Origin of the sequence: Acinetobacter pittii (assembly GCF_034064985.1) — a bacterium.
GTDB classification, from domain to species: domain Bacteria; phylum Pseudomonadota; class Gammaproteobacteria; order Pseudomonadales; family Moraxellaceae; genus Acinetobacter; species Acinetobacter pittii_H.
This window is the reverse complement of record NZ_CP139249.1, coordinates 953,900-974,491: the sequence shown is the minus strand read 5'-3', so window position 1 is coordinate 974,491 and position 20,592 is coordinate 953,900. Positions and strand designations below refer to the sequence as shown.

General features: G+C 39.5%; 22 protein-coding genes. 14 read left to right on the top strand and 8 right to left on the bottom strand.

Annotation, left to right across the window (positions count from 1 at the left end):
* Positions 1–26 precede the first annotated feature (26 nt).
* The 3 genes from lepA to degP form a co-directional block, all read right to left on the bottom strand.
* Positions 27–1,844: a translation elongation factor 4 gene (gene lepA / locus SOI76_RS04595; RefSeq protein ID WP_016140290.1), complete on the bottom strand. Its 1,818-nt coding sequence runs from the start codon at positions 1,842–1,844 to the stop codon at positions 27–29.
* Between the two features lie 175 nt (positions 1,845–2,019).
* Entirely contained in the window at positions 2,020–2,472 is a 453-nt protein-coding gene (locus tag SOI76_RS04590; protein ID WP_104079150.1) for an acyl-CoA thioesterase, read from the bottom strand.
* 122 nt (positions 2,473–2,594) lie between these two features.
* On the bottom strand, positions 2,595–3,971 hold the full coding sequence (degP, locus tag SOI76_RS04585) for a Do family serine endopeptidase (protein WP_205668378.1): 1,377 nt from the start codon (positions 3,969–3,971) through the stop codon (positions 2,595–2,597).
* A 230-nt stretch (positions 3,972–4,201) separates the two neighbouring features.
* On the opposite strand from degP, the gene nadB reads away from it, so the two are divergent.
* Complete coding sequence (gene nadB, locus SOI76_RS04580) at positions 4,202–5,845, top strand: L-aspartate oxidase (RefSeq protein ID WP_104079151.1); 1,644 nt, start codon at positions 4,202–4,204, stop codon at positions 5,843–5,845.
* A 56-nt stretch (positions 5,846–5,901) separates the two neighbouring features.
* On the opposite strand, the gene SOI76_RS04575 is transcribed toward nadB, so the two are convergent.
* The 4 genes from SOI76_RS04575 to pabC form a co-directional block, all read right to left on the bottom strand.
* Positions 5,902–6,318 carry a PaaI family thioesterase gene (locus SOI76_RS04575; protein WP_009393656.1) on the bottom strand — a complete coding sequence of 139 codons (417 nt, stop codon included), beginning with the start codon at positions 6,316–6,318 and terminating at the stop codon, positions 5,902–5,904.
* Positions 6,319–6,457: 139 nt separating this feature from the next.
* Positions 6,458–7,057, bottom strand: a complete 600-nt coding sequence (tmk, locus tag SOI76_RS04570; RefSeq protein ID WP_086399787.1) for a dTMP kinase — start codon at positions 7,055–7,057, stop codon at positions 6,458–6,460.
* 9 nt (positions 7,058–7,066) lie between these two features.
* On the bottom strand, positions 7,067–8,137 hold the full coding sequence (mltG, locus tag SOI76_RS04565; RefSeq protein WP_104079152.1) for an endolytic transglycosylase MltG: 1,071 nt from the start codon (positions 8,135–8,137) through the stop codon (positions 7,067–7,069).
* Position 8,138: 1 nt separating this feature from the next.
* Positions 8,139–8,951, bottom strand: a complete 813-nt coding sequence (gene pabC / locus SOI76_RS04560; protein ID WP_104079153.1) for an aminodeoxychorismate lyase — start codon at positions 8,949–8,951, stop codon at positions 8,139–8,141.
* Between the two features lie 263 nt (positions 8,952–9,214).
* Here pabC and cysP point away from each other — a divergent pair, with 263 nt between their 5' ends.
* From cysP to SOI76_RS04530, 6 genes are all read left to right on the top strand, one after another.
* Positions 9,215–10,222 carry a sulfate ABC transporter substrate-binding protein gene (cysP, locus tag SOI76_RS04555; protein ID WP_104079154.1) on the top strand — a complete coding sequence of 336 codons (1,008 nt, stop codon included), beginning with the start codon at positions 9,215–9,217 and terminating at the stop codon, positions 10,220–10,222.
* 30 nt (positions 10,223–10,252) lie between these two features.
* Positions 10,253–10,861 carry an RBBP9/YdeN family alpha/beta hydrolase gene (locus SOI76_RS04550; RefSeq protein ID WP_104079155.1) on the top strand — a complete coding sequence of 203 codons (609 nt, stop codon included), beginning with the start codon at positions 10,253–10,255 and terminating at the stop codon, positions 10,859–10,861.
* Positions 10,862–10,941: 80 nt separating this feature from the next.
* The gene (gene cysT, locus SOI76_RS04545) at positions 10,942–11,775 is read left to right on the top strand and encodes a sulfate ABC transporter permease subunit CysT (protein ID WP_004790714.1); all 834 of its coding nucleotides are present in this window, start codon (positions 10,942–10,944) and stop codon (positions 11,773–11,775) included.
* On the top strand, positions 11,772–12,656 hold the full coding sequence (cysW, locus tag SOI76_RS04540) for a sulfate ABC transporter permease subunit CysW (protein WP_104079156.1): 885 nt from the start codon (positions 11,772–11,774) through the stop codon (positions 12,654–12,656). Before cysT ends, cysW begins: the two co-directional genes overlap by 4 nt.
* A gap of 11 nt (positions 12,657–12,667) precedes the next feature.
* The gene (cysA, locus tag SOI76_RS04535; protein WP_104079157.1) at positions 12,668–13,729 is read left to right on the top strand and encodes a sulfate/molybdate ABC transporter ATP-binding protein; all 1,062 of its coding nucleotides are present in this window, start codon (positions 12,668–12,670) and stop codon (positions 13,727–13,729) included.
* A gap of 71 nt (positions 13,730–13,800) precedes the next feature.
* Entirely contained in the window at positions 13,801–14,724 is a 924-nt protein-coding gene (locus tag SOI76_RS04530) for a CysB family HTH-type transcriptional regulator (RefSeq protein WP_104079158.1), read from the top strand.
* A 94-nt stretch (positions 14,725–14,818) separates the two neighbouring features.
* On the opposite strand, the gene carO is transcribed toward SOI76_RS04530, so the two are convergent.
* Entirely contained in the window at positions 14,819–15,568 is a 750-nt protein-coding gene (gene carO / locus SOI76_RS04525) for an ornithine uptake porin CarO type 1 (RefSeq protein WP_104079159.1), read from the bottom strand.
* A gap of 295 nt (positions 15,569–15,863) precedes the next feature.
* On the opposite strand from carO, the gene dapD reads away from it, so the two are divergent.
* The 7 genes from dapD (at position 15,864) to SOI76_RS04490 (ending at position 20,584) form a co-directional block, all read left to right on the top strand.
* Positions 15,864–16,685, top strand: a complete 822-nt coding sequence (gene dapD / locus SOI76_RS04520) for a 2,3,4,5-tetrahydropyridine-2,6-dicarboxylate N-succinyltransferase (RefSeq protein WP_104079160.1) — start codon at positions 15,864–15,866, stop codon at positions 16,683–16,685.
* A gap of 98 nt (positions 16,686–16,783) precedes the next feature.
* Positions 16,784–17,494, top strand: coding sequence for a 7-carboxy-7-deazaguanine synthase QueE (gene queE / locus SOI76_RS04515; protein ID WP_104079161.1), 711 nt, complete (start codon positions 16,784–16,786; stop codon positions 17,492–17,494).
* Between the two features lie 40 nt (positions 17,495–17,534).
* On the top strand, positions 17,535–18,203 hold the full coding sequence (queC, locus tag SOI76_RS04510) for a 7-cyano-7-deazaguanine synthase QueC (protein ID WP_032053034.1): 669 nt from the start codon (positions 17,535–17,537) through the stop codon (positions 18,201–18,203).
* 16 nt (positions 18,204–18,219) lie between these two features.
* Positions 18,220–18,636 (top strand): hypothetical protein, encoded by a 417-nt coding sequence (locus SOI76_RS04505; RefSeq protein ID WP_005073124.1) that lies wholly within the window; start codon positions 18,220–18,222, stop codon positions 18,634–18,636.
* A gap of 96 nt (positions 18,637–18,732) precedes the next feature.
* The gene (locus SOI76_RS04500; RefSeq protein WP_104079162.1) at positions 18,733–19,419 is read left to right on the top strand and encodes a diphthine--ammonia ligase; all 687 of its coding nucleotides are present in this window, start codon (positions 18,733–18,735) and stop codon (positions 19,417–19,419) included.
* 17 nt (positions 19,420–19,436) lie between these two features.
* Positions 19,437–19,898 carry a peroxiredoxin gene (gene bcp / locus SOI76_RS04495; protein WP_032053028.1) on the top strand — a complete coding sequence of 154 codons (462 nt, stop codon included), beginning with the start codon at positions 19,437–19,439 and terminating at the stop codon, positions 19,896–19,898.
* A 116-nt stretch (positions 19,899–20,014) separates the two neighbouring features.
* Entirely contained in the window at positions 20,015–20,584 is a 570-nt protein-coding gene (locus SOI76_RS04490; RefSeq protein ID WP_104079163.1) for a CAP domain-containing protein, read from the top strand.
* Positions 20,585–20,592: the final 8 nt, after the last annotated feature.

The window sequence follows — 20,592 nt, the reverse complement described above, 5'->3', positions numbered from 1 at the left end:
TTATTCATTTTCCCCACCCTCATTTCTTATCTTTCTACTTTCAATACAGCCAAGAACGCTTCTTGTGGAATTTCAACGCTTCCCACTTGTTTCATACGTTTCTTACCTTCTTTTTGTTTAGAAAGTAGTTTTTTCTTACGCGAAACGTCACCACCATAACATTTTGCCAATACGTTTTTACGCATCGCTTTTACGGTAGAACGGGCAATAATTTGCGCACCGATTGCTGCCTGAATAGCAACATCGAACATTTGGCGAGGAATTAAGTCTTTCATTTTCTCAACCAATGCAATACCACGATGGCGTGCATCATTACGGTGACAAATCATAGCCAAGGCATCAACCTTTTCGCTATTAATTAACACATCAACCTTAACTAAAGCTGAACTTTCAAAACGTACAAAGTTATAGTCTAGCGATGCAAAGCCACGAGAGCATGACTTTAATCTGTCAAAGAAATCCATAACGACTTCAGCCATCGGGATTTCAAAAGTAATAGAAACTTGGTTGCCCAAGAATTTCATATCTTTTTGTACACCACGGCGTTCGATACAGAGCGTCATTACGTTCCCTAAGTATTCTTGAGGAACAAGGATATGACATTCAGCAATTGGTTCACGTAAATCTTCTACAGTCGATCCATCTGGCATTTTTGATGGACTATCGATGTAAATCGTTTCGCCTTTCTTGGTTAATGCTTCATAAATTACAGTAGGTGCAGAACTGATGAGATCAAGATCATACTCACGTTCTAAACGCTCTTGTACAATTTCCATATGTAGCATACCTAAGAAGCCACAACGGAAACCAAAGCCTAAAGCATCTGAACTTTCTGGTTCAAAGAATAAAGCCGAGTCATTGATCTGTAATTTTTGTAGTGCTTCACGGAATGGTTCGAAGTCACTCGCATCAATCGGGAAAAGACCAGCATATACCTGCGGTTTAACCTTTTTGAAACCAGGTAAAGTTGTGACTTCCGGTGTAGACGCAAGTGTAATAGTGTCACCTACTGGCGCACCAAAAATATCTTTAATACCCGCGATAACAAAACCTACTTCACCAGCTTCGAGAATATCTGTTTCGGTATGCTTAGGATTAAATACACCCACAGAAGTTACCGGATGAGTTTGCCCTGTCGATTTAACCAACATTTTGTCGCCCTTGCGGATACGACCTTGTTTAATACGAACAAGAGAAACTACGCCTAAGTAGTTATCAAACCATGAGTCGATAATTAATGCTTGTAATGGCGCTTCACGATCACCTTCTGGTGCTGGAATAACATCAACCAAACGCTCGAGTACACCTTCAACACCTAAACCAGTTTTTGCTGAACAAGTTGGTGCATCTGTCGCTTCAATCCCGATAATTTCTTCAATTTCATGAATTACGCGCTCAGGTTCAGCCTGTGGTAAATCAATTTTATTTAGAATAGGAAGAACTTCGAGACCTTGTTCAATTGCTGTATAACAGTTTGCAACTGATTGGGCTTCAACGCCTTGTGCAGCATCTACAACCAATAGCGCACCTTCACATGCAGCTAATGAACGAGAAACTTCATAAGAAAAGTCAACGTGCCCAGGCGTATCAATAAAGTTTAGTTGATATTCCTGACCATTTGGATGAGTGTAATATAGCGTGACGGAAGCGGCTTTAATGGTAATCCCACGTTCACGCTCAAGCTCCATTGAGTCTAAGACCTGAGCTTGCATTTCACGATCTTGTAGACCACCACACATCTGAATAAAACGGTCAGCCAATGTAGACTTACCATGGTCAATGTGGGCAATAATCGAGAAATTTCGTATATTTTTGATATCGACGGATTTTTTAGCTTGCGCCATGGGTTACCTTGAGAAAATATAGAGTGCTATGTAGCTTGTTTTAATACACAGCCAAAGCGGTTAAATAAATTGCGTGAGATTATAACAGATGCATATTTTAAAGTATCCAAAATAATCATGAGCTTTGTACTTATGTTTTAAAAAAGGACAGTCAAAGTAAGCGTATTACGTCCAACTATTGAGCATATGAAACACTAAAATCATAAGGATTTATGCTTGAATCAAGCGGCGTATATGCATGAGTAAAAGTTGGCGACATTCGTTTAGGACGACCTGAAGCAATTTCAATACATGCCCATTTGGTTTTTCCAACAAATAATACGGCCTGATCTGATGGGCGAAAAAACACATACTGACGGAATGAATAAAGTGCATTAATGTCATCTAACCATGTGCGTAATACAATTTGTTCGCCTTCAAATGCAGCTTTACGATATTGCATATGATGCTCAACCGCGACCATGGCATGTTTTAACTCAAGATATTTAGTTACCCCTACTCCCAAAGTTTCAACGTGAGCAGCAGCTACATCTTGCATCCATTGAACATACATTACGTTATTTACGTGTCCTAACGCATCAATGTGATGTGGCTGCACCTCAATATGTAAATCAAAAATACTACTCACAAATGAACACTCTTATTTATTAACCTTAAAACTGAAATTAAGTGTAGGTAGATATCGCTAAACGCTCAAGTTAAATAACAAAAACCACCCATTTTAGGGTGGCTTAGTAATCTGGTTGAAGATTATTGAATACGCAAACCAAGCATCGCACGCTGTCCCTGACGAATAATAGCAACACGTGCTACTGTATTTTTCGGCAAGTTAGAAACAACTTTTGCAAAATCCTGACTATTTAAAATCTGGTTATTATTGACTTGAGTAATCACATCACCCGGAATGATATTTGACAGTGACGCTAAACCACCACGGCGAACATCTTGTACATAAATACCGCCTTTCACGCTCAACGCATTTTTTTCCAGTTCAGCTAAATCACGAATACTCATGCCTAAAACTGGCCCTTTAGATGCAGCACCTTTTGTACCAGTGGCAGGCGTTTCATCTGGTGCAGTTGTTAAGGTCGCTGAAATATTGCGTGTTTTATCATCACGTAATACTTCAAACTGAACGGTTTGATTTGGCTGTACTTTGTTTAATGCGTACAGTAAATCACTCGTACGAAGTACAGGTGCACCATTTAGTTTTAAAATTACATCACCAGCTCTTAGCCCTGCTTTTTGTGCAGGTGAGTTCGGAGAAATTTGGGTAATTAAAGCGCCTTCAGGTTTTGGTAATTTGTAGGCATCAGCAAGGTTTCGGTCAATATCTTGCATCATCACACCAAGGTAAGAGCGTGTTACTTTACCTTTTGTTTTAATCTGGTCTGCAACATCCATAGCTACGTCAATCGGAATAGAGAAAGACAAGCCCATATAACCGCCAGTACCACTAAATATTCGAGAGTTTACCCCGACCACTTCACCATTTTGATTAAATAATGGACCACCAGAGTTACCTGGGTTTAAAGCCACATCTGTTTGAATAAATGGTACCGAAGTTTCACCGCTCATGTTTCGTGATTTTGCACTGACAATACCGGCCGAAGCGGAGTAGTCAAAACCAAACGGCGAACCAATAGCTAAAACAGGTTCTCCGACACGTAAACGGTCAACATTTCCTACTCGTAAAGCTGGATAATTTGTTCCGTTTACTTTTAACAATGCGACGTCTGTACGCTCATCACTACCCACCACGGTTGCATCAATTTCACGTCGGTCATTTAAAGTAATACTGATACGAGAGGCATTTTCAATCACATGGTGGTTTGTGAGTAAGTAACCATCTTTACTAATGAAGAATGCACTTCCGTAAGCTGTCTTTTCTTGTGGACCTTGTTGCTGTGGAATGATGACCTGATTGCCAAAGAAACGTTTTAAAATTTCAGGAACTTGCTGTTGCAACAGTTCATCCTGAGTCATTTTTTTTACGACATTTACACTCACGACTGCTGGACTAACTTGTTCAACAAGATTTGAAAAATCAACAGCAGCATTTGCTTGAACAGCAGCAACTGTAAATACCGCTGCATACATTCCTTGTTGTAAATAGCGAGATTTCATTCGGTGCTCACCCACAATTGGTCTACGAGAATAAGAATAAAACTGTTGTATCACAACGCTTTGAGGTTGTGCGTAACAATATGTTTATTTGTAATACGTCATCACAAGGATTATTTTACGCATTGCAACTTTTTAAGCCAATTGCAATTTTTCTCTGAGTTAGAGCGCTTAAGCTCTTGCCTTTTTAGGTAAAAAGGGGTGTCATTAGCGGACGTTTTAAATTGATGCGAATGGACATGCCTAATTTACAGACAATTCACCACTTTGACGTGATTATTGTGGGCAGCGGCGGCGCTGGTTTAAGTCTGGCTTTATCGTTACCAAATCATTTTAATATTGCAGTTTTAGCCAAAGCTGCTCTAACCGAAGCAAGTACCTTTTATGCTCAAGGTGGTGTTGCTGCTGTTCTTGATGAGACTGACTCTATTCAACAGCATATTAATGACACTATGATTGCAGGCGCTCATTTATGTGAAATGGGCGCGGTACAACATACCGTAGAAGGCGGCCGCCCTTCTGTTGATTTTCTTTTAAAGCAAGGCGTGCAATTTACTCTCGATGAAGATGAACAGCTTCATTTGACTCGTGAGGGTGGCCATTCGCAGCGTCGCATTATCCATTCTGCTGATGCAACAGGTAAAGCCATTTCAACCACTTTGGTTGAGCGTGCCAAAGAACGTAAAAATATTACTATTTTTGAAAATTATATTGCGATTGATTTAATCACCTCGCATAAATTAGGCCATACCGACCAAGCGAATCGTGCTATTGGTTTATATGCATTAGATGAAAATACTGAAAAGGTTCATACCTTCCTTGCCCCATTCACCGCGCTGGCTTGCGGCGGTGCGATGAAGGCTTATCTGTATACATCTAATCCAGATATTGCCACAGGTGACGGTATTGCAATGGCTTATCGTGCAGGTTGCCGTGTAGCGAATATGGAATTTAATCAGTTCCATCCAACTTGCCTGTACCATCCGCAAGCCCGCTCTTTCTTAATTACTGAAGCTATGCGTGGTGAAGGCGCTTACTTACGTTTGCCGGATGGCGAACGTTTTATGCTACGTTTTGATGATCGTGCAGAATTAGCTCCTCGCGATATTGTGGCACGTACCATTGACCATGAAATCAAGCGTCTCGGTATTCGTCACGTGTGGTTAGACATTACCCACAAATCACCTGAGTTTATTAAAGAGCACTTCCCTACACTTTATGCAAGATTGCTTGAGTTAGGTATCGACATTACGAAAGACATGATTCCAGTGGTACCAGCAGCTCACTATACATGTGGTGGTGTTGTGGTTGACTCAAATAGCCAGACGGATATTGAAGGTCTCTATGCGATTGGTGAAACGTCTTATACAGGCTTACATGGTGCAAACCGCATGGCAAGTAACTCATTACTTGAGTGCTTCGTTTATGGCATGAGTGCAGCAAAAGATATCGAAAATAAATTTGATGAAAACTTCAAATTACCAGAAGTACCAACTTGGGATGACTCACAAGTAACCAATCCTGATGAAGATGTGGTGATTTTACAAAACTGGGATGAGTTACGTTCGACCATGTGGAACTACGTTGGTATTGTAAGGACTACTAAACGTTTAGAACGTGCTTTACACCGTATTGAAATGTTAAAACGTGAAATCACCGAATATTATCAAGACTACCGTGTTAGCAAAAACCTGATTGAGCTGCGTAACCTTGTTTTAGTATCTGAGATGATTGTGCGCTGTGCTATGCAACGTAAAGAATCACGTGGTCTTCATTACACGCTTGATTATCCAGAAACTTCGAGCGAGATTCGTAAAACCGTTTTAACTCCTCCAAATTTTGCAGTAGAACAGCCATTGGTTAATACTGATATTTAAGCTGTTCTTCTACAAAAAAGCACAGCTCTGGCTGTGCTTTTTATTTGGTTTGATATTTATGGTCTAGGTGGGATTGAATAAGTCGCGGTCACATGCGCAACAGGTTCATCCAGACCAACTGAATAAATCCAAACCTCACCCACCACTAAACTCTTTCCTACTTTCATGAGTTTACATTCACTACGTAAGTCTTGATCACCCGCAGGTTTTCTTAAAAAATTAATATTAAAGTTGGTGGTTACGGCTAAACCAACAATACCGATCTCACCTAATATCGCAATATATAAAGCAAAGTCTGCCAAAGTCATCATGGTTGGACCAGATATGGTGCCACCAGGACGTTGATGTCTTTGATCAACATGATAATAAACAACCGCTGCTTTGGGTGTGACTGACTCAATCGTGCAGTGTTCAAGACTTGGTGGAAATTCCTTTTCAAGAAATGCCACGATTTCTTCTTTTGAGCTTTTCATCCTTGTTATTCTTCAATCTATAAAGTCATATGTAAGATAGCATAAGAAAATTACAGATATTTTCTATGACGATTTAAATCAGAATTAACGTCATTTTTCACCACTCTCAAAAAATATGAGAGTGGTTCATCCAATTTGCTTACCGTAAATATTGCAAAGCCTGCTCGAACACCTGATCAGGACTTTGAGTTGCATCTATTCGCTTAATACGTTCTGGTTCAGCTTTCCATAAGGTTTCATAGCCTTCACGAACCTTAGTAAAGAAGCTTAACTTTTCTTGTTCAAAACGGTCTAAAGCTCCGCGTTCACGTGCACGGTTCATACCAAGTTCAATCGGTGCATCTAACCAGAAAGTCACCTCCGGCATGCGTGAAACGAAGTTCTGATTTAAAAGTTGTAATTTATCTTGGCTTAAACCACGACCAGAACATTGATAAGCAAAACTCGCATCGGTAAAGCGATCACTTAGTACAATTTTGTTAGCTTCTAAAGCAGGCAAAATAACCTGTTGTAAGTGTTGAGCGCGTGCCGCATAAATAAGCAATAGCTCAGTATCATGACTCATATTTTCATCATGATTCACCGCCAAAAGCATCGAACGAATTTGCTCAGCTAACGGTGTGCCCCCCGGCTCTCGAGTTAAAATAACTTGTTTGCCTTGCTCTTCAAAATGCTGATGAATTTTTCGAATGAGTGTAGTTTTACCTACCCCTTCCGTGCCTTCAAAGCTGATAAACATCTCTTTTCCTTATTTCTTCGATCTCAACACGGATAAATAATCCTGCACAGCTTGATTATGTGCTTGCAAGTCTGCCGTAAATTTATGTCCACCATTACCAGTCGCTACGAAATAGATGTTATTTGAATCATCTGGATGTAACGCTGCTTCAATTGCTTTTCGGCTTGGCAAAGCAATTGGAGTCGGCGGTAAACCATTAATGGTATAAGTATTATATGGTGTTGGAGTACGCAGGTCTTCTCGGGTAATGTTGCCTTTATAGTTATTACCCATTCCGTAAATAACAGTTGGATCCGTTTGTAAACGCATACCGAGTTTTAAACGGCGGACAAAAACTCCAGAAACTTGTGTAAGTTCACTGTCTAAACTTGTTTCTTTCTCAACAATAGAAGCCATAATTAATGCTTCATATTTATCTTTATAAGGTAAATTCGGTGCGCGATTTGCCCAAGCTGTATCTAAAGCTTTTATTTGACGATGATATAAATCGGTAAGAATTTTCTTGTCAGTCTCGCCTTTGGCAAAGAAATAAGTATTCGGCGCGAATAAGCCTTCTGGATGATCGTAAGGAATCCCAAGCGCTTTCATAAGCTGATCATTAGGTAAATCCAATATTGTATTTTTTACATTTTTATCATTTTTGAGTGCAGTAATAAGCTGCTTAAAAGTTGTACCTTCAATCACCAAAACACGGTTCATCTGAGCATTATCCGCATCAGATAACATCTCTAATACTTGTCTTACACTCATCCCTTGTTCAATTTCATACACACCAGCTTTCATGCTGTCATGAATCATAAACTTTTGATAAAGCTTCAATACGATAGGAAAGCTAATTTTGCCTTCTTTGGCCAAACGATCAATAAAACCAGAATAAGTTTCTCCAGATGTAATCGATAACATCTGTTTTTTTCCTTCAACAGGATAAGCCTTAAACAAGCTTGACCATAAAATGGCAAACGTAAAGATTAAAACAATGAAAAGGCCAATTAGAACCAATCGCTTAGAAAATTTTGGAGCTTGTTTTTTGTTATTTTTCTTGGCGTTTTTTGCTTTCGCATTCACAGGTGGCTTCGGCATATTAATGAATCTGATTTAAGTTAAGGAGATGAAATAAATCTATGCATGCCTGTGTATCTAGCGTTTTTTCGCCTAAATGAGTAACTACTCGCATAGGGTTTAAAGCATTACAAAAGAATAGACTTTGTATTTCAGATACTTCATCTAATTCAATCACACGTACTTCACAGGCAATACCATGGTGCTGCATACGCGCCAGAATTTCTGCCCGCATTACACCGTGGACGCCATTATAGCGAAGTTCAGGAGTAATCCATCTATCATTTAAACGAATAAAACAATTACTACTGACCCCTTCAACAATATAACCTTGTACATCAGTAACTAATGCTTCAGCCCACCCGCGTTGATCTGCTTCTTTTTTTAGCAATACTTGTTCAAGGCGGTTTAAAGATTTAAGACCAACTAAGCTCGGCATGGTTAAACCTAGAGCATGATTTAAGACACCGCACTGGATAGAGTCTGGCAAAAATGGCTCTAAAGCTTTTGGATAAAACCAGATATAAATATCTGCTTCATGCTTTGGCAAACTATAACCACGGTCACCTTCACCACGACTAATTACAATTTTTAAAGTGCCGTTGAGCACAAGGTTCTGCTTTTGTAATTGCTGTAAGCTTTGTTCTATGAGTTTAAAATTTGCAGTTAAAGACAGTCTTTGACATGCAAGTTTTAGACGTTCCCAGTGTCTTTCTTTAAGCTCAACCTGGTTTTGAAAAACACGAATTGTGGTAAAGCACCCATCTCCATAATGAAAGGCTCGATCTAATAAAGGAATAGTCTCAACGGGTTGCCCATTTTTAAAACACCACATGTTTGTTCCATCCTTTGCTAAAAGCCGCGCAACAATACAACACCTTTCATTTAAATAATAAATGATTGATTTTAAAAAATTATACCGATTTCGTATCTGCTTTTGAAACTTGTTATATATCAAGATTTAAGAATAGTTTATCTCTTTTTATTATTTCTATTTTTTTCATATTAAATTCGTTTTTTATTATTTTTTTAGAATAAAGACTAGCGCTATTCTGCGTTCATGTTTTGAACATTTCATATTTTTTGAGGACTTATCTCATGCGTTTTTCTCAATTAAAAGTCGGGGTTATCGCTGCACTTCTTTCTGTTTCGTCATTTGCAGCCCAAGAATTTTTAAACGTTTCTTACGATCCTACTCGTGAGCTATATACAGATTTCAACAAACAGTTCGGTACTTACTGGAAACAACGTACTGGTCAAGATATTGAGTTTAAGCAATCACACGGCGGCTCTGGTAAACAGGCTCGTGCGGTTATCGATGGCTTAAATGCAGATGTGGTGACATTAGCACTTGCCGCAGATATCGATGAAATTGCTGAAAAAGCAAAACTACTTCCAACAGACTGGCAGAAAAAACTGCCACAAAACTCAACGCCATATACATCAACGATTGTGTTCTTAGTGCGTAAAGGCAATCCAAAGCAAATCAAAGACTGGGCTGATTTAATCAAACCGGGTGTAGAAATTATTACACCAAACCCGAAAACTTCTGGTGGTGCTCGTTGGAATTATCTTGCAGCTTGGGCTTGGGCAAAACATCAACCGGGTGGCAATGATGCAAAAGCACAAGAGTACGTTCGTCAAATTTATAAACATACTAAAGTTCTAGATTCGGGTGCACGCGGTGCAACGACTACTTTCGCTGAGCGTGGCATTGGTGATGTATTACTGGCTTGGGAAAATGAAGCTCATTTAGCTCTTCGCGAACAACCGGGCAAATTTGAAATTATTACTCCGTCTCTTTCGATCTTAGCTGAGCCTCCAGTTGCAATTGTGGAGAAAAATGCAGCTAAAAAAGGCAACTTAACGATTGCTAAAGGTTATCTCAACTATTTGTACTCACCTGCTGGTCAAGAAATTGCAGCACGTAATTTCTACCGTCCGCGTAACGCAGCTGTTCTTAAGAAATACAGCAATGTATTTAAACCGCTGAAACTCGTAACCATCGATAAAGAATTTGGTGGTTGGACAAAAGTACAAAAACAACACTTTGATAATGGTGGTGTTTTCGATCAAATCGTGAAAATTAATAGTGCAGAGAAGTAATTCTTTGCACTAAAGGTAAGGAGAACAGACATGATTCACACTGTAATTGTTCCGGGTGTAGGTGGCAGTGAACATCAGCATTGGCAATCTTGGTTGCAGCGTCAACTCGTGTCTAGTTCTCGTGTTGAGCAAAAAAACTGGGATAGACCTGTATTAAGCGAATGGGTTGGGCAATTCGTTAAAACAATTCAAGCAGCTCAAGCTCCTGTTCAAATTGTTGCACATAGTTTTGGATGCTTAACGAGTGTAGCTGCTTTAGCTGAGCATCCAGAATTAAGAAGCCAAGTTAAGAAACTAATTTTAGTCGCTCCAGCGAATCCGGCACGCTTTGGAGAAGCCGGGTTTGCTCGCCATAGCTTGACGGACTACAAAGATTATTTTCATCAATTAAAAATTGATGTGCCTGCAACGCTACTCATTAGTGAAAATGATTCATGGCTCGGCTTTTTTGATGCTTTACAACTTGCAAAATCATGGAAGTTAAATCCCGTTAATCTTGGTGAAGTGGGCCATATTAATGTTGCCTCAGGTTTTGGGCCATTTCCGGATTTGCTGAATTATTTGATTCCAGAAGATTCGATGTGTAGTCACTCATCTATCGACCCGGTAAAAACACATTTCGCTTTGAAATTTGCTTAATACCAATCTTTATACCGCACTGTTTATCTTTATTTATTCGCTTACTGGTTTCAGCAGGCTTTTCTCTTTGAGGAAATATCATGTCGCAGCGATCCCGAGTGCTGCCTGGGTTTGGTCTATCTTTGGGCTTCACCCTCGCCTATGTATCTTTTATTGTGCTTATTCCATTAGCCGCAGTCTTTATCAAATCATTTGGAATCGGATGGGACGGATTATGGGAAATTCTAACGTCTGAACGTATTTTGAAATCACTTCAACTTAGCTTTAGCTCAGCATTAATCGCAGCATTTATTAATGTTGTGTTTGGTTTGCTTTTAGCTTGGTGCCTTGTTCGCTATAACTTTCCTGGAAAACGTTTGGTTGATGCCTTGGTCGATTTACCTTTTGCACTTCCAACAGCGGTTGCAGGTATTGCTCTCACTTCACTCTATGCACCTACTGGCTGGATAGGCCAATATCTGGAACCACTTGGTATTCAGGTTGCTTATACACCTATCGGGATTACGCTAGCATTGGTGTTTATCGGTATCCCCTTTATTGTAAGAACAGTTCAACCCGTACTCAGTGATATCGAAACTGAACTTGAGGAAGCTGCTTCCGCACTTGGCGCGAATCGTTGGCAAACTATTACTAAAATTATTTTACCAATTTTATTACCTGCCCTATTTACAGGCTTTGCTTTGGCATTTGCACGCGGCGTAGGTGAATATGGTTCAGTTATTTTCATTGCTGGCAATCAACCTTTTAAAACAGAGATTGCACCACTCATGATTATTTCTCGTCTTGAGGAATATGACTATGCAGGTGCAACCACTATTGCTGCTGTGATGTTAGTTCTCTCTTTCATTATTTTATTTGCCATTAATTTACTTCAAGTCTGGGCAAACCGTCGTACTGGGAGAAATATCACATGAATTTACATACCGACAGCAATGCGCTTGCCTTGAAGTTGCAATCTCGTGACGCGACACGTGAGCCGACTTGGGTACGTTATACCTTAATTACCATTGCACTGATTTTCTTTATCAGTTGCCTGATGTTGCCACTTATTTTGGTTTTCGTTGAAGCATTTAAACAGGGACTTGAAGTCTATGTTCAGGCTTTGATTGATCCAGATACCTTATCAGCAGTGAAATTAACATTATTAACTGCAGCGATTGCTGTGCCGATTAACGTGATATTTGGTGTGGCTGCAGCTTGGGCGGTTTCTAAGTTCCAGTTTAAAGGGAAGGCTATTTTAACCACGATCATTGATATGCCTTTTTCGGTTTCACCCGTTATTGCAGGTTTAATGATTGTTCTTATTTTTGGTGCCCAAGGCTGGTTTGGCGGCTGGTTAATGGATCATGACATCAAGATTTTATATGCCGTACCTGGAATTGTTTTAGCCACCATCTTTATTACCGTTCCATTTGTGGCGCGTGAGTTAATTCCACTCATGGAAGCTCAGGGAACAGAGGAAGAAGAAGCAGCTATCGTACTCGGCGCATCAGGATGGCAAACTTTTTGGAAAGTCACACTCCCTAACATTAAATGGGGTCTGATTTACGGCGTGATTTTGTGTAATGCCCGTGCAATGGGTGAGTTTGGGGCAGTATCAGTAGTTTCCGGCCACATCCGTGGTGAGACCAATACCCTGCCACTTCATGTCGAAATTTTATATAACGAGTACACCTTTAGCGCAGCCTTTGCGGTGTCATCACTGCTTGCCTTCTTAGCTCTTTTAACACTGATTTTAAAAACTTGGTTAGAGCTACATCAAGATAAACCACAACCGCATTCAACTGATTCGTAAGGAATGAAATCATGAGTATTCAAGTTAAAAATATTGAAAAACACTTTGGTGCATTCCATGCGCTTAAGAATATTTCCCTAGACTTTCCGGAAGGTGAACTGGTTGCGTTACTTGGCCCATCTGGATGCGGTAAAACAACGCTACTCCGTATTATTGCAGGTCTAGAATCAGCCGATGGCGGTCAAGTGTTACTTGAAGGTGAAGATGCGACTAATGTACATGTCCGTGAGCGTCAGGTTGGCTTTGTATTTCAACACTATGCTTTATTCCGTCATATGACCGTATTTGACAATATTGCCTTTGGTTTACGTGTTCGCCCTCGTGCAACACGCCCTTCGGAAGCTGAAATTAAAAAACGTGTCACTCGTTTACTTGATCTAGTTCAACTAGGCTTTTTAGCAGACCGCTACCCTGCTCAGCTTTCTGGAGGACAACGTCAGCGTATTGCTTTAGCCCGTGCTTTGGCAGTAGAACCTCGCGTGTTATTACTCGATGAACCATTTGGCGCTCTAGATGCCAAAGTACGCAAAGAATTACGTCGCTGGTTACGCAACTTACATGATGAATTGCATATCACTTCAATTTTCGTGACTCACGATCAGGAAGAAGCACTTGAGGTTGCAGACCAAATTATTGTCATGAATAAAGGTAATGTTGAGCAAATCGGCTCACCTCGTGAAGTTTATGAAAAACCTACAACGCCATTTGTATTTGATTTCTTGGGTCAGGCAAATCGATTTGAAGGTGAACATACGGAAGGTATCATCCGTATCAGTAATGACCGTATTCAACTACCAACAGCAGTTGAGGCGCCTCAAGGAAAAGTGATTGCTTTTGCCCGTCCAGATGAGTTACATATTCACTCGCAACCGCAAGCGAATACCATTGAAGCGACTTTTGTACGTGAAATCTGGATTGCTGGAAAAGTAGTGGCCGAATTACAAGACCGTAATGGACGTTTAATTGAAATTGCTCTGAGCAGTGAAGCTGCAAAACTACATGCATTTAAACCTAATCAAACTGTTTGGGTGAGCGCATCTCAATTGCACTTATTTGCAGCCCAAGTTGCTTAAGAAATATATTTGGTGAGGAAATATCTTGCGGATCTTTAGACGCTCCTCACCTCTTTTGAGGAAAAGTGTAAATGAACTTTCAACAATTAAGAATTATCCGAGAAACAGTACGCCAAAACTTTAACTTGACGGAAGCATCGGCTGCACTCTACACATCTCAATCGGGTGTAAGTAAACACATCAAAGATTTAGAAGATGAATTAGGTGTTCAACTTTTCGTTCGTAAAGGTAAACGCCTTTTAGGTTTAACTGAACCAGGACAGTCACTTCTTAGCATTGTTGAACGCATGTTAGTGGATGCTGAAAATATTAAACGACTTGCTGAAGATTTTAATAAGGTTGACGAAGGAACATTAACGATCGCAACCACACATACTCAAGCGCGTTATGTCTTGCCTCCAATCGTTAATCAATTTAAGAAATTATTTCCAAAAGTTCATTTGATTTTACAACAAGCTAGCCCTGTCGAAATTTCAGAAATGCTTTTACAAGGCGAAGCGGATATTGGAATTGCAACCGAGTCTTTAACGACTGAAGAAAATCTGGCTAGCATTCCTTACTATCAATGGCAACACAGTATTATTACCCCGCAGAATCATCCTTTAGTACAGGCGGATAAGATTACTTTAGAACTTTTAGCAGAATATCCACTCATTACTTATCATGGTGGTTTTACAGGTCGATCTAAAATTGATAAAGCGTTTGAAGAAGCTCAACTCGATGCCGATATCGTAATGTCAGCTCTTGATGCCGATGTTATCAAAACCTATGTAGAACTCGGCATGGGTGTCGGTATTGTCAATGACGTGGCTTATGACACAGAACGTGATTATCGTTTAAAGCAAACCAAGACTGATATTTTTGGTATTAATACAACGTGGATTGCGGTTCGCAAAGGCCATCTACTACGCGGTTATGGTTACGAGTTTATTTCTTTATGCTCACCTGATGCGGATATTAAAGCACTTAAGAAAATTGCTTACCCAGACGAATAAAACTTAAAAATAAATAAAAGAGCTTTTTAGCTCTTTTATTTATTTTATTAAGTACAAAAAAAACGAGCCGTAGCTCGTTTTTTCTTTTGTGATCTTACCAGTAGAAGTTCACACCAACTTTACCAACTGGCATCCATTGGTATTTATCGTCATTACGAATTTCATTTGCTTCTTTATCAACAGCATCTTGGGCAGATGTTGGGTTACCTGTTACAGGAGCAAGGTTATATTGAGTTAACTGAACTTGTGGGTTACCAGTATAGTAAGCACCTACCTCACCAAATACACCCCAGTTTTTATTGATTTTAGGTGCAAAACCAAAACCTAAGTATGGAGCAATATCATTCTTGTAAGACATTTTACCTCTTACACCGCCCTCTTGGCCTGTAACTGCTTGTTGATAGTTCTTACCATCAATTGATAAAGTTTCACCATTACCAATACGTTTAGCTAAGTCATAATCATTATCTAAATAAGCAGCACCCGCAGCTATATATAAGCCTTGAGCCCAACGGTTAGCACTTGCACCCCATGGACGAATCTCAGCATTTAAGTAGATATTATTGTTATCCATATCTAGGTCATATTTAGTACCATTTACAGAAACATCATCTGTCCACGAAATGTCACCACCATTATAACCAAGAGCCAAACCTACATATGGGTTTGCTTGCCATAATAAAGCACCACCGTAACCAGTTGTACCTACCTCAGCACGTGCCCCCACAGGAATTAATTGATTTTTGTCAAATGCGTAGCTGTCATGAACAACGGCTTCATCTGCCATAGCAGCGCCAGCAGCAAATAAAGCTGTTGTAGTGACTAATACACGTAATGCTTTCATAGTTTTCTCCTCAAAAAGGCTCTGTTTTTAATTTATTCATCTTGTGACTGAAATCATAATAATGACAGCTTAGATTCTTTTTTATACAAAAAATGCTAGATTTCTGTTATTTTTTGATACAAATTGAGTTAAATTTTTATTTTCAAATCATTTTTGTGTAAAAAACACTTGATTATCTAATAAGCTTATTCCGATTTACCTCATTTATATCATCAATTAAACCTAACACGTTTTTTGAAAGATTCTTGTCACAAATTAGTGTAAAATCTTTAAAATTTTTTATGGAAGGAAGATCATGTCTCAGCTTTCTACGATCATTGAGCAAGCATTTGAAGACCGCGCAAATTTTACTGCAGCAGATTGTTCAAGCGAAATTCGCCAAGCTGTTGAAGAAGCAATTGCTGGTTTAGATAACGGTACACTTCGAGTTGCTGAAAAAATCAATGGTGAATGGGTTGTTCATCAATGGTTAAAAAAAGCTGTTTTATTATCATTTAAACTGAATGACAATAAACCAATCGAGTCATGTGATCTTCGTTTCTATGACAAAGTTAAAACTAAATTCTCTGGTTGGACTGAAGAGCAATTTAAAGCTGCAGGTGTTCGTGTTGTTCCTCCTGCTGTAGCACGTCGTGGTAGCTTCCAAGCTAAAAACGTGGTGTTAATGCCATCTTATGTCAACATTGGTGCTTATGTAGATGAAGGCACAATGGTTGATACATGGGCAACTGTAGGTTCATGTGCTCAAATCGGTAAAAATGTTCACTTGTCTGGTGGTGTAGGTATTGGTGGTGTTTTAGAACCATTACAAGCTAACCCAACCATTATTGAAGACAACTGCTTTATCGGTGCGCGTTCAGAAATCGTTGAAGGCGTAATCGTTGAAGAAGGCTCAGTCATTTCAATGGGCGTTTTCATTGGTCAATCAACTAAAATTTATGACCGTGAAACTGGCGAAATCCATTATGGTCGTGTACCAGCAGGTTCAGTTGTAGTTTCAGGCAGCTTGCCATCTAAATGTGGTACTTACAGCTTATATGCTGCAATTATCGTGAAAAAAGTTGATGCGCAAACACGTGCCAAAACAAGCTTGAACGATTTGTTACGTGCTGACTAATTTGTTATAACTCTCTTGCGGAGCTTTAATCGCTCCTCATCTCTACGATCAAACTGATCGTAGAGATTTTATTTTTTATATAGTGTGGTATTTCTAGAATGGCTTCCTTACGTTCCTCTGCAATTCCTGTCTCAGACCCTGCGTCCGGTTTACGCATTACCGAGATTTTTTACTCGTTGCAGGGTGAAGCAAATGCCTCTGGCCTACCGACTGTATTTATTCGTCTAACAGGCTGTCCATTACGTTGTAGCTATTGCGATACCACTTATTCTTTTGAAGGTGGCGAACGTTTTTCACTTGAACATATCATTGAAACAGCTACACAATTTCAAACACCTTATATTTGCGTGACAGGTGGTGAACCTCTTGCTCAGCCAAACTGTTTGATTTTATTACAACGTTTATGTGAAGCAGGTTTTGACGTCTCTTTAGAAACCAGTGGAGCTCTTGATGTATCAAGAGTAGATCCCCGTGTTTCTAAAGTTCTTGATTTAAAGACTCCAACTTCTGGTGAAGAACATCGTAATCTCATCAGTAATCTTGACTATTTAACACCACGTGACCAAATCAAATTTGTGATTTGCAATTGTGAAGATTATGAATGGTCAAAGCAACAAGTTGAAAAATATCAACTGCAAACCAAAGTCAGTACCGTTTGGTTCTCCCCTGCCTTTGCGGTTGAAAAAGGTGCTGTAGGCCTGCCACGTCTAGCACGTGATCTGGCACAGTGGATACTTGATGATAAATTACCTGTTCGTTTCCAACTTCAGTTACATAAGCTGCTTTGGAACGATGAATCAGGTCGTTAATCACTCAATAAAATAAATCATTCCGAATATGGAGAAAAATATGCGCTCTCGTGCCATTGTTTTACTTTCAGGCGGCTTAGACTCAACCACTTGCCTAGCTTGGGCACAAGCGCGCTATGAATGTATTGCTATTAGTTTTATGTATGGTCAACGCTCAACCACTGAACTTGATGCTGCAAAAGCATTAGCTCAGCGTTCAGGTGTTGAACATCGTGTAATTAATATTGATCTAGCAAATTTAGGTGGATCAGCACTTACAGATCACAACATTGCAGTACCAGAACAGTTACAAGAAGGTATTCCTGTAACTTATGTACCAGCGCGTAACACTATTTTCCTCTCATATGCTCTAGCAGCAGCCGAAGTATTTAATGCTGAAGCTATCGTAATTGGTATTAATGCCGTTGATTATTCAGGATATCCTGACTGTCGTCCTGAATTTATTGATGCTTTTGCGAATATGGCCCGTTTAGCAACTAAAGCTGGCGTCGAAGGAAAACCACTTAAATTTGAAACACCCCTGTTACATTTATCCAAAGCGAATATCATACGTTTAGGGCTTGAACATGGCGTAGACTATAGTCAAACGGTATCTTGCTACCAAGCAGATGCTCAAGGACGTGCGTGTGGTAAATGTGACAGTTGCCGTTTGCGTAAAGAAGGCTTTATCGATGCCGGTGTTACCGATCCAACACGCTATATACCGTAATAAGTAGGTAAAATTTATGAAGTTGTTAAAATCAAATCTTATTCTTTCATCTTTATTCTCAGCAGCTGCACTTATGGCTGGTTCAGCTCAAGCAGCTGAAAACCCAGTTCAAGCGGCATATAAAAGCACTAACGTTAAAGGTGCATTAGTTAATGTTTGTAAAGAACAAACTGCTAAAGGCGGCAAGTTAAGCTCATCTGAAGTTAGCAAATTCTGTAGCTGTCAAGTTGAAGCACAAGGTAAAGTGACTGAAGCACAAAAATGGGAAATCCAAAGCGCAATCAATGCGAAGAAAAGCCCAAGTTCTTTAGGATTTGTACAACAACAAAACCGTGATCTTAAAGCATGTTTCGGTCCTCAGTTAACAACTAAGCTTGAAAAGTTAACTGAAGATGCAATGAAGGCAGCTCAACAACAAGCTCCTAAAAAATAAGATTTTAATGTTCCAAATTAAGCCTGCATTTATGCAGGCTTTTTTATAGCTCTGTTAAAATAACAGCACTTTTGACCAATTCATTTAATGTAAGCCATGCAAGAACAATGGAAAACTAATGCTAACCATAAAAGGTCTATTGTCTCATTTAGTGGAGGCAAAGATAGTTCTCTAGCACTCTACCATGCAATGCAGACAGGCGAAGTGATTGGATTGATCGTAATGCTAGAAGAACAAGGCCAACGTTCTCGCTCACATGCCATGCCTCTTGATATTATTCAAGCGCAAGCTAAAGCAATCGGCTTTCCCGTGCTTATGGCTTCATCAAGTTGGAATGACTATGAATTAAAGTTTATTGAATTACTCAATCAAGCAAAGCAACAAGGAGCCGAGGTACTGGTTACAGGTGACCTTGATATGCCTGAACACGGCTGTTGGCATGATCGAGTAACGCAACAAGTAGGTCTTCAATTAGCAATGCCTCTTTGGCTACGTCCGCATCGTGAAGTTGTTGAAGAATTTATTCAACTTGGATTCCAGAGTGTAGTGGTGACCGTAAACCTTAAACTCGGGATGAAGGTAGGAGATTTAGGAAAAACTTTAACTTTAGAATATATCCAAGAGCTTGAGAACCGTGGCATTGATCCATGTGGTGAGGGCGGTGAGTTTCATACGACCGTGATTGATGGGCCAATTTTTAACAAAGCAATCCCTGTAAGAAAACTCAATATTGTTTATCATGAGGAATATGCTTTTTTACCACTTGAATTAGATCAAATTTAACTTTTAAAGGATAAGAAATGTCTGAGAATATTCAACTGCCAAATCAGGTGTTCCCTACTACACACGGCGAAGTGAACTTGACTGAAGTCGAAAATGAATGGCTAATCATTTACTTCTATCCTAAAGACTCAACACCAGGATGTACAACACAAGCAGTTGGTTTTTCTTGTTTGAAAGATCAATTTGAAGCTTTAGGTGCCCGCATTATCGGTGTTTCACGTGATTCAGTGAAAGCCCATCAAAATTTTACAGAGAAGCAGGCACTTACTATTGATCTGATTAGTGATAAAGAAGAAGTTCTTTGTCATCATTTTGATGTGATTAAAGAAAAGAATATGTATGGAAAAAAAGTAATGGGTATTGAACGTTCTACTTTTATTTTCCATAACAAAGAATTAGTGAAAAGCTACCGTAAAGTTAAGGCTGCTGGACATGCGGAACAAGTTCTAGAAGACCTAAAATCTCTGCAAACAGCTTAATAAATTCAACCAACAAAAAGCGAGTTTATACTCGCTTTTTTAGTGCAAAGCATTACCCAATAATTTGAGTTTAACGTATCATAAAAATATTAGAATAATTAGTTTAAGGCATTGATATGAGTTCACTCAAAACTTGCTCTTTACTGCCAGCCATTCTCTTTATTGGTGCATGTAGTGCAAATACATTAGCCATACCAACCGACACCGGCACATCACTTGCTCAAATTCAGAAAACTTCAAAAGAAATAAGCTGCCAAGATTTGCAGAACCCAGCCTATCAACAAGCTGTACTTAAAAAAATTAACCAAATCCGTCAGCAATCACGCCAATGTGGTCGACAATATTTTTCTGCAACTAGACCAGTGATTTGGAGCAATAATTTATATAAAGGTGCATTTTCCCATAGTGAAGATATGGCAGCACATAATTTTCTCGGACATGTTGGCTCCACTGGCCTAGACTTAAAATCACGCTTAAAACTTTACAACACACTCGGTAAAGCCAATGGTGAAAATGTCGCGAGTGGACAGAAAACATTAGATGAAGTGATGTCTAGATGGCTATCGAGCCCCTTACATTGTAGTAACCTCATGAATCCCAAATTTACAACTTACGCAATTGCTTGTGCTTCTAATCAGTCAGCAAAACAAAAGAGCTATTGGACTCAACAATTTGGTACACGTTAAAAGGAAAA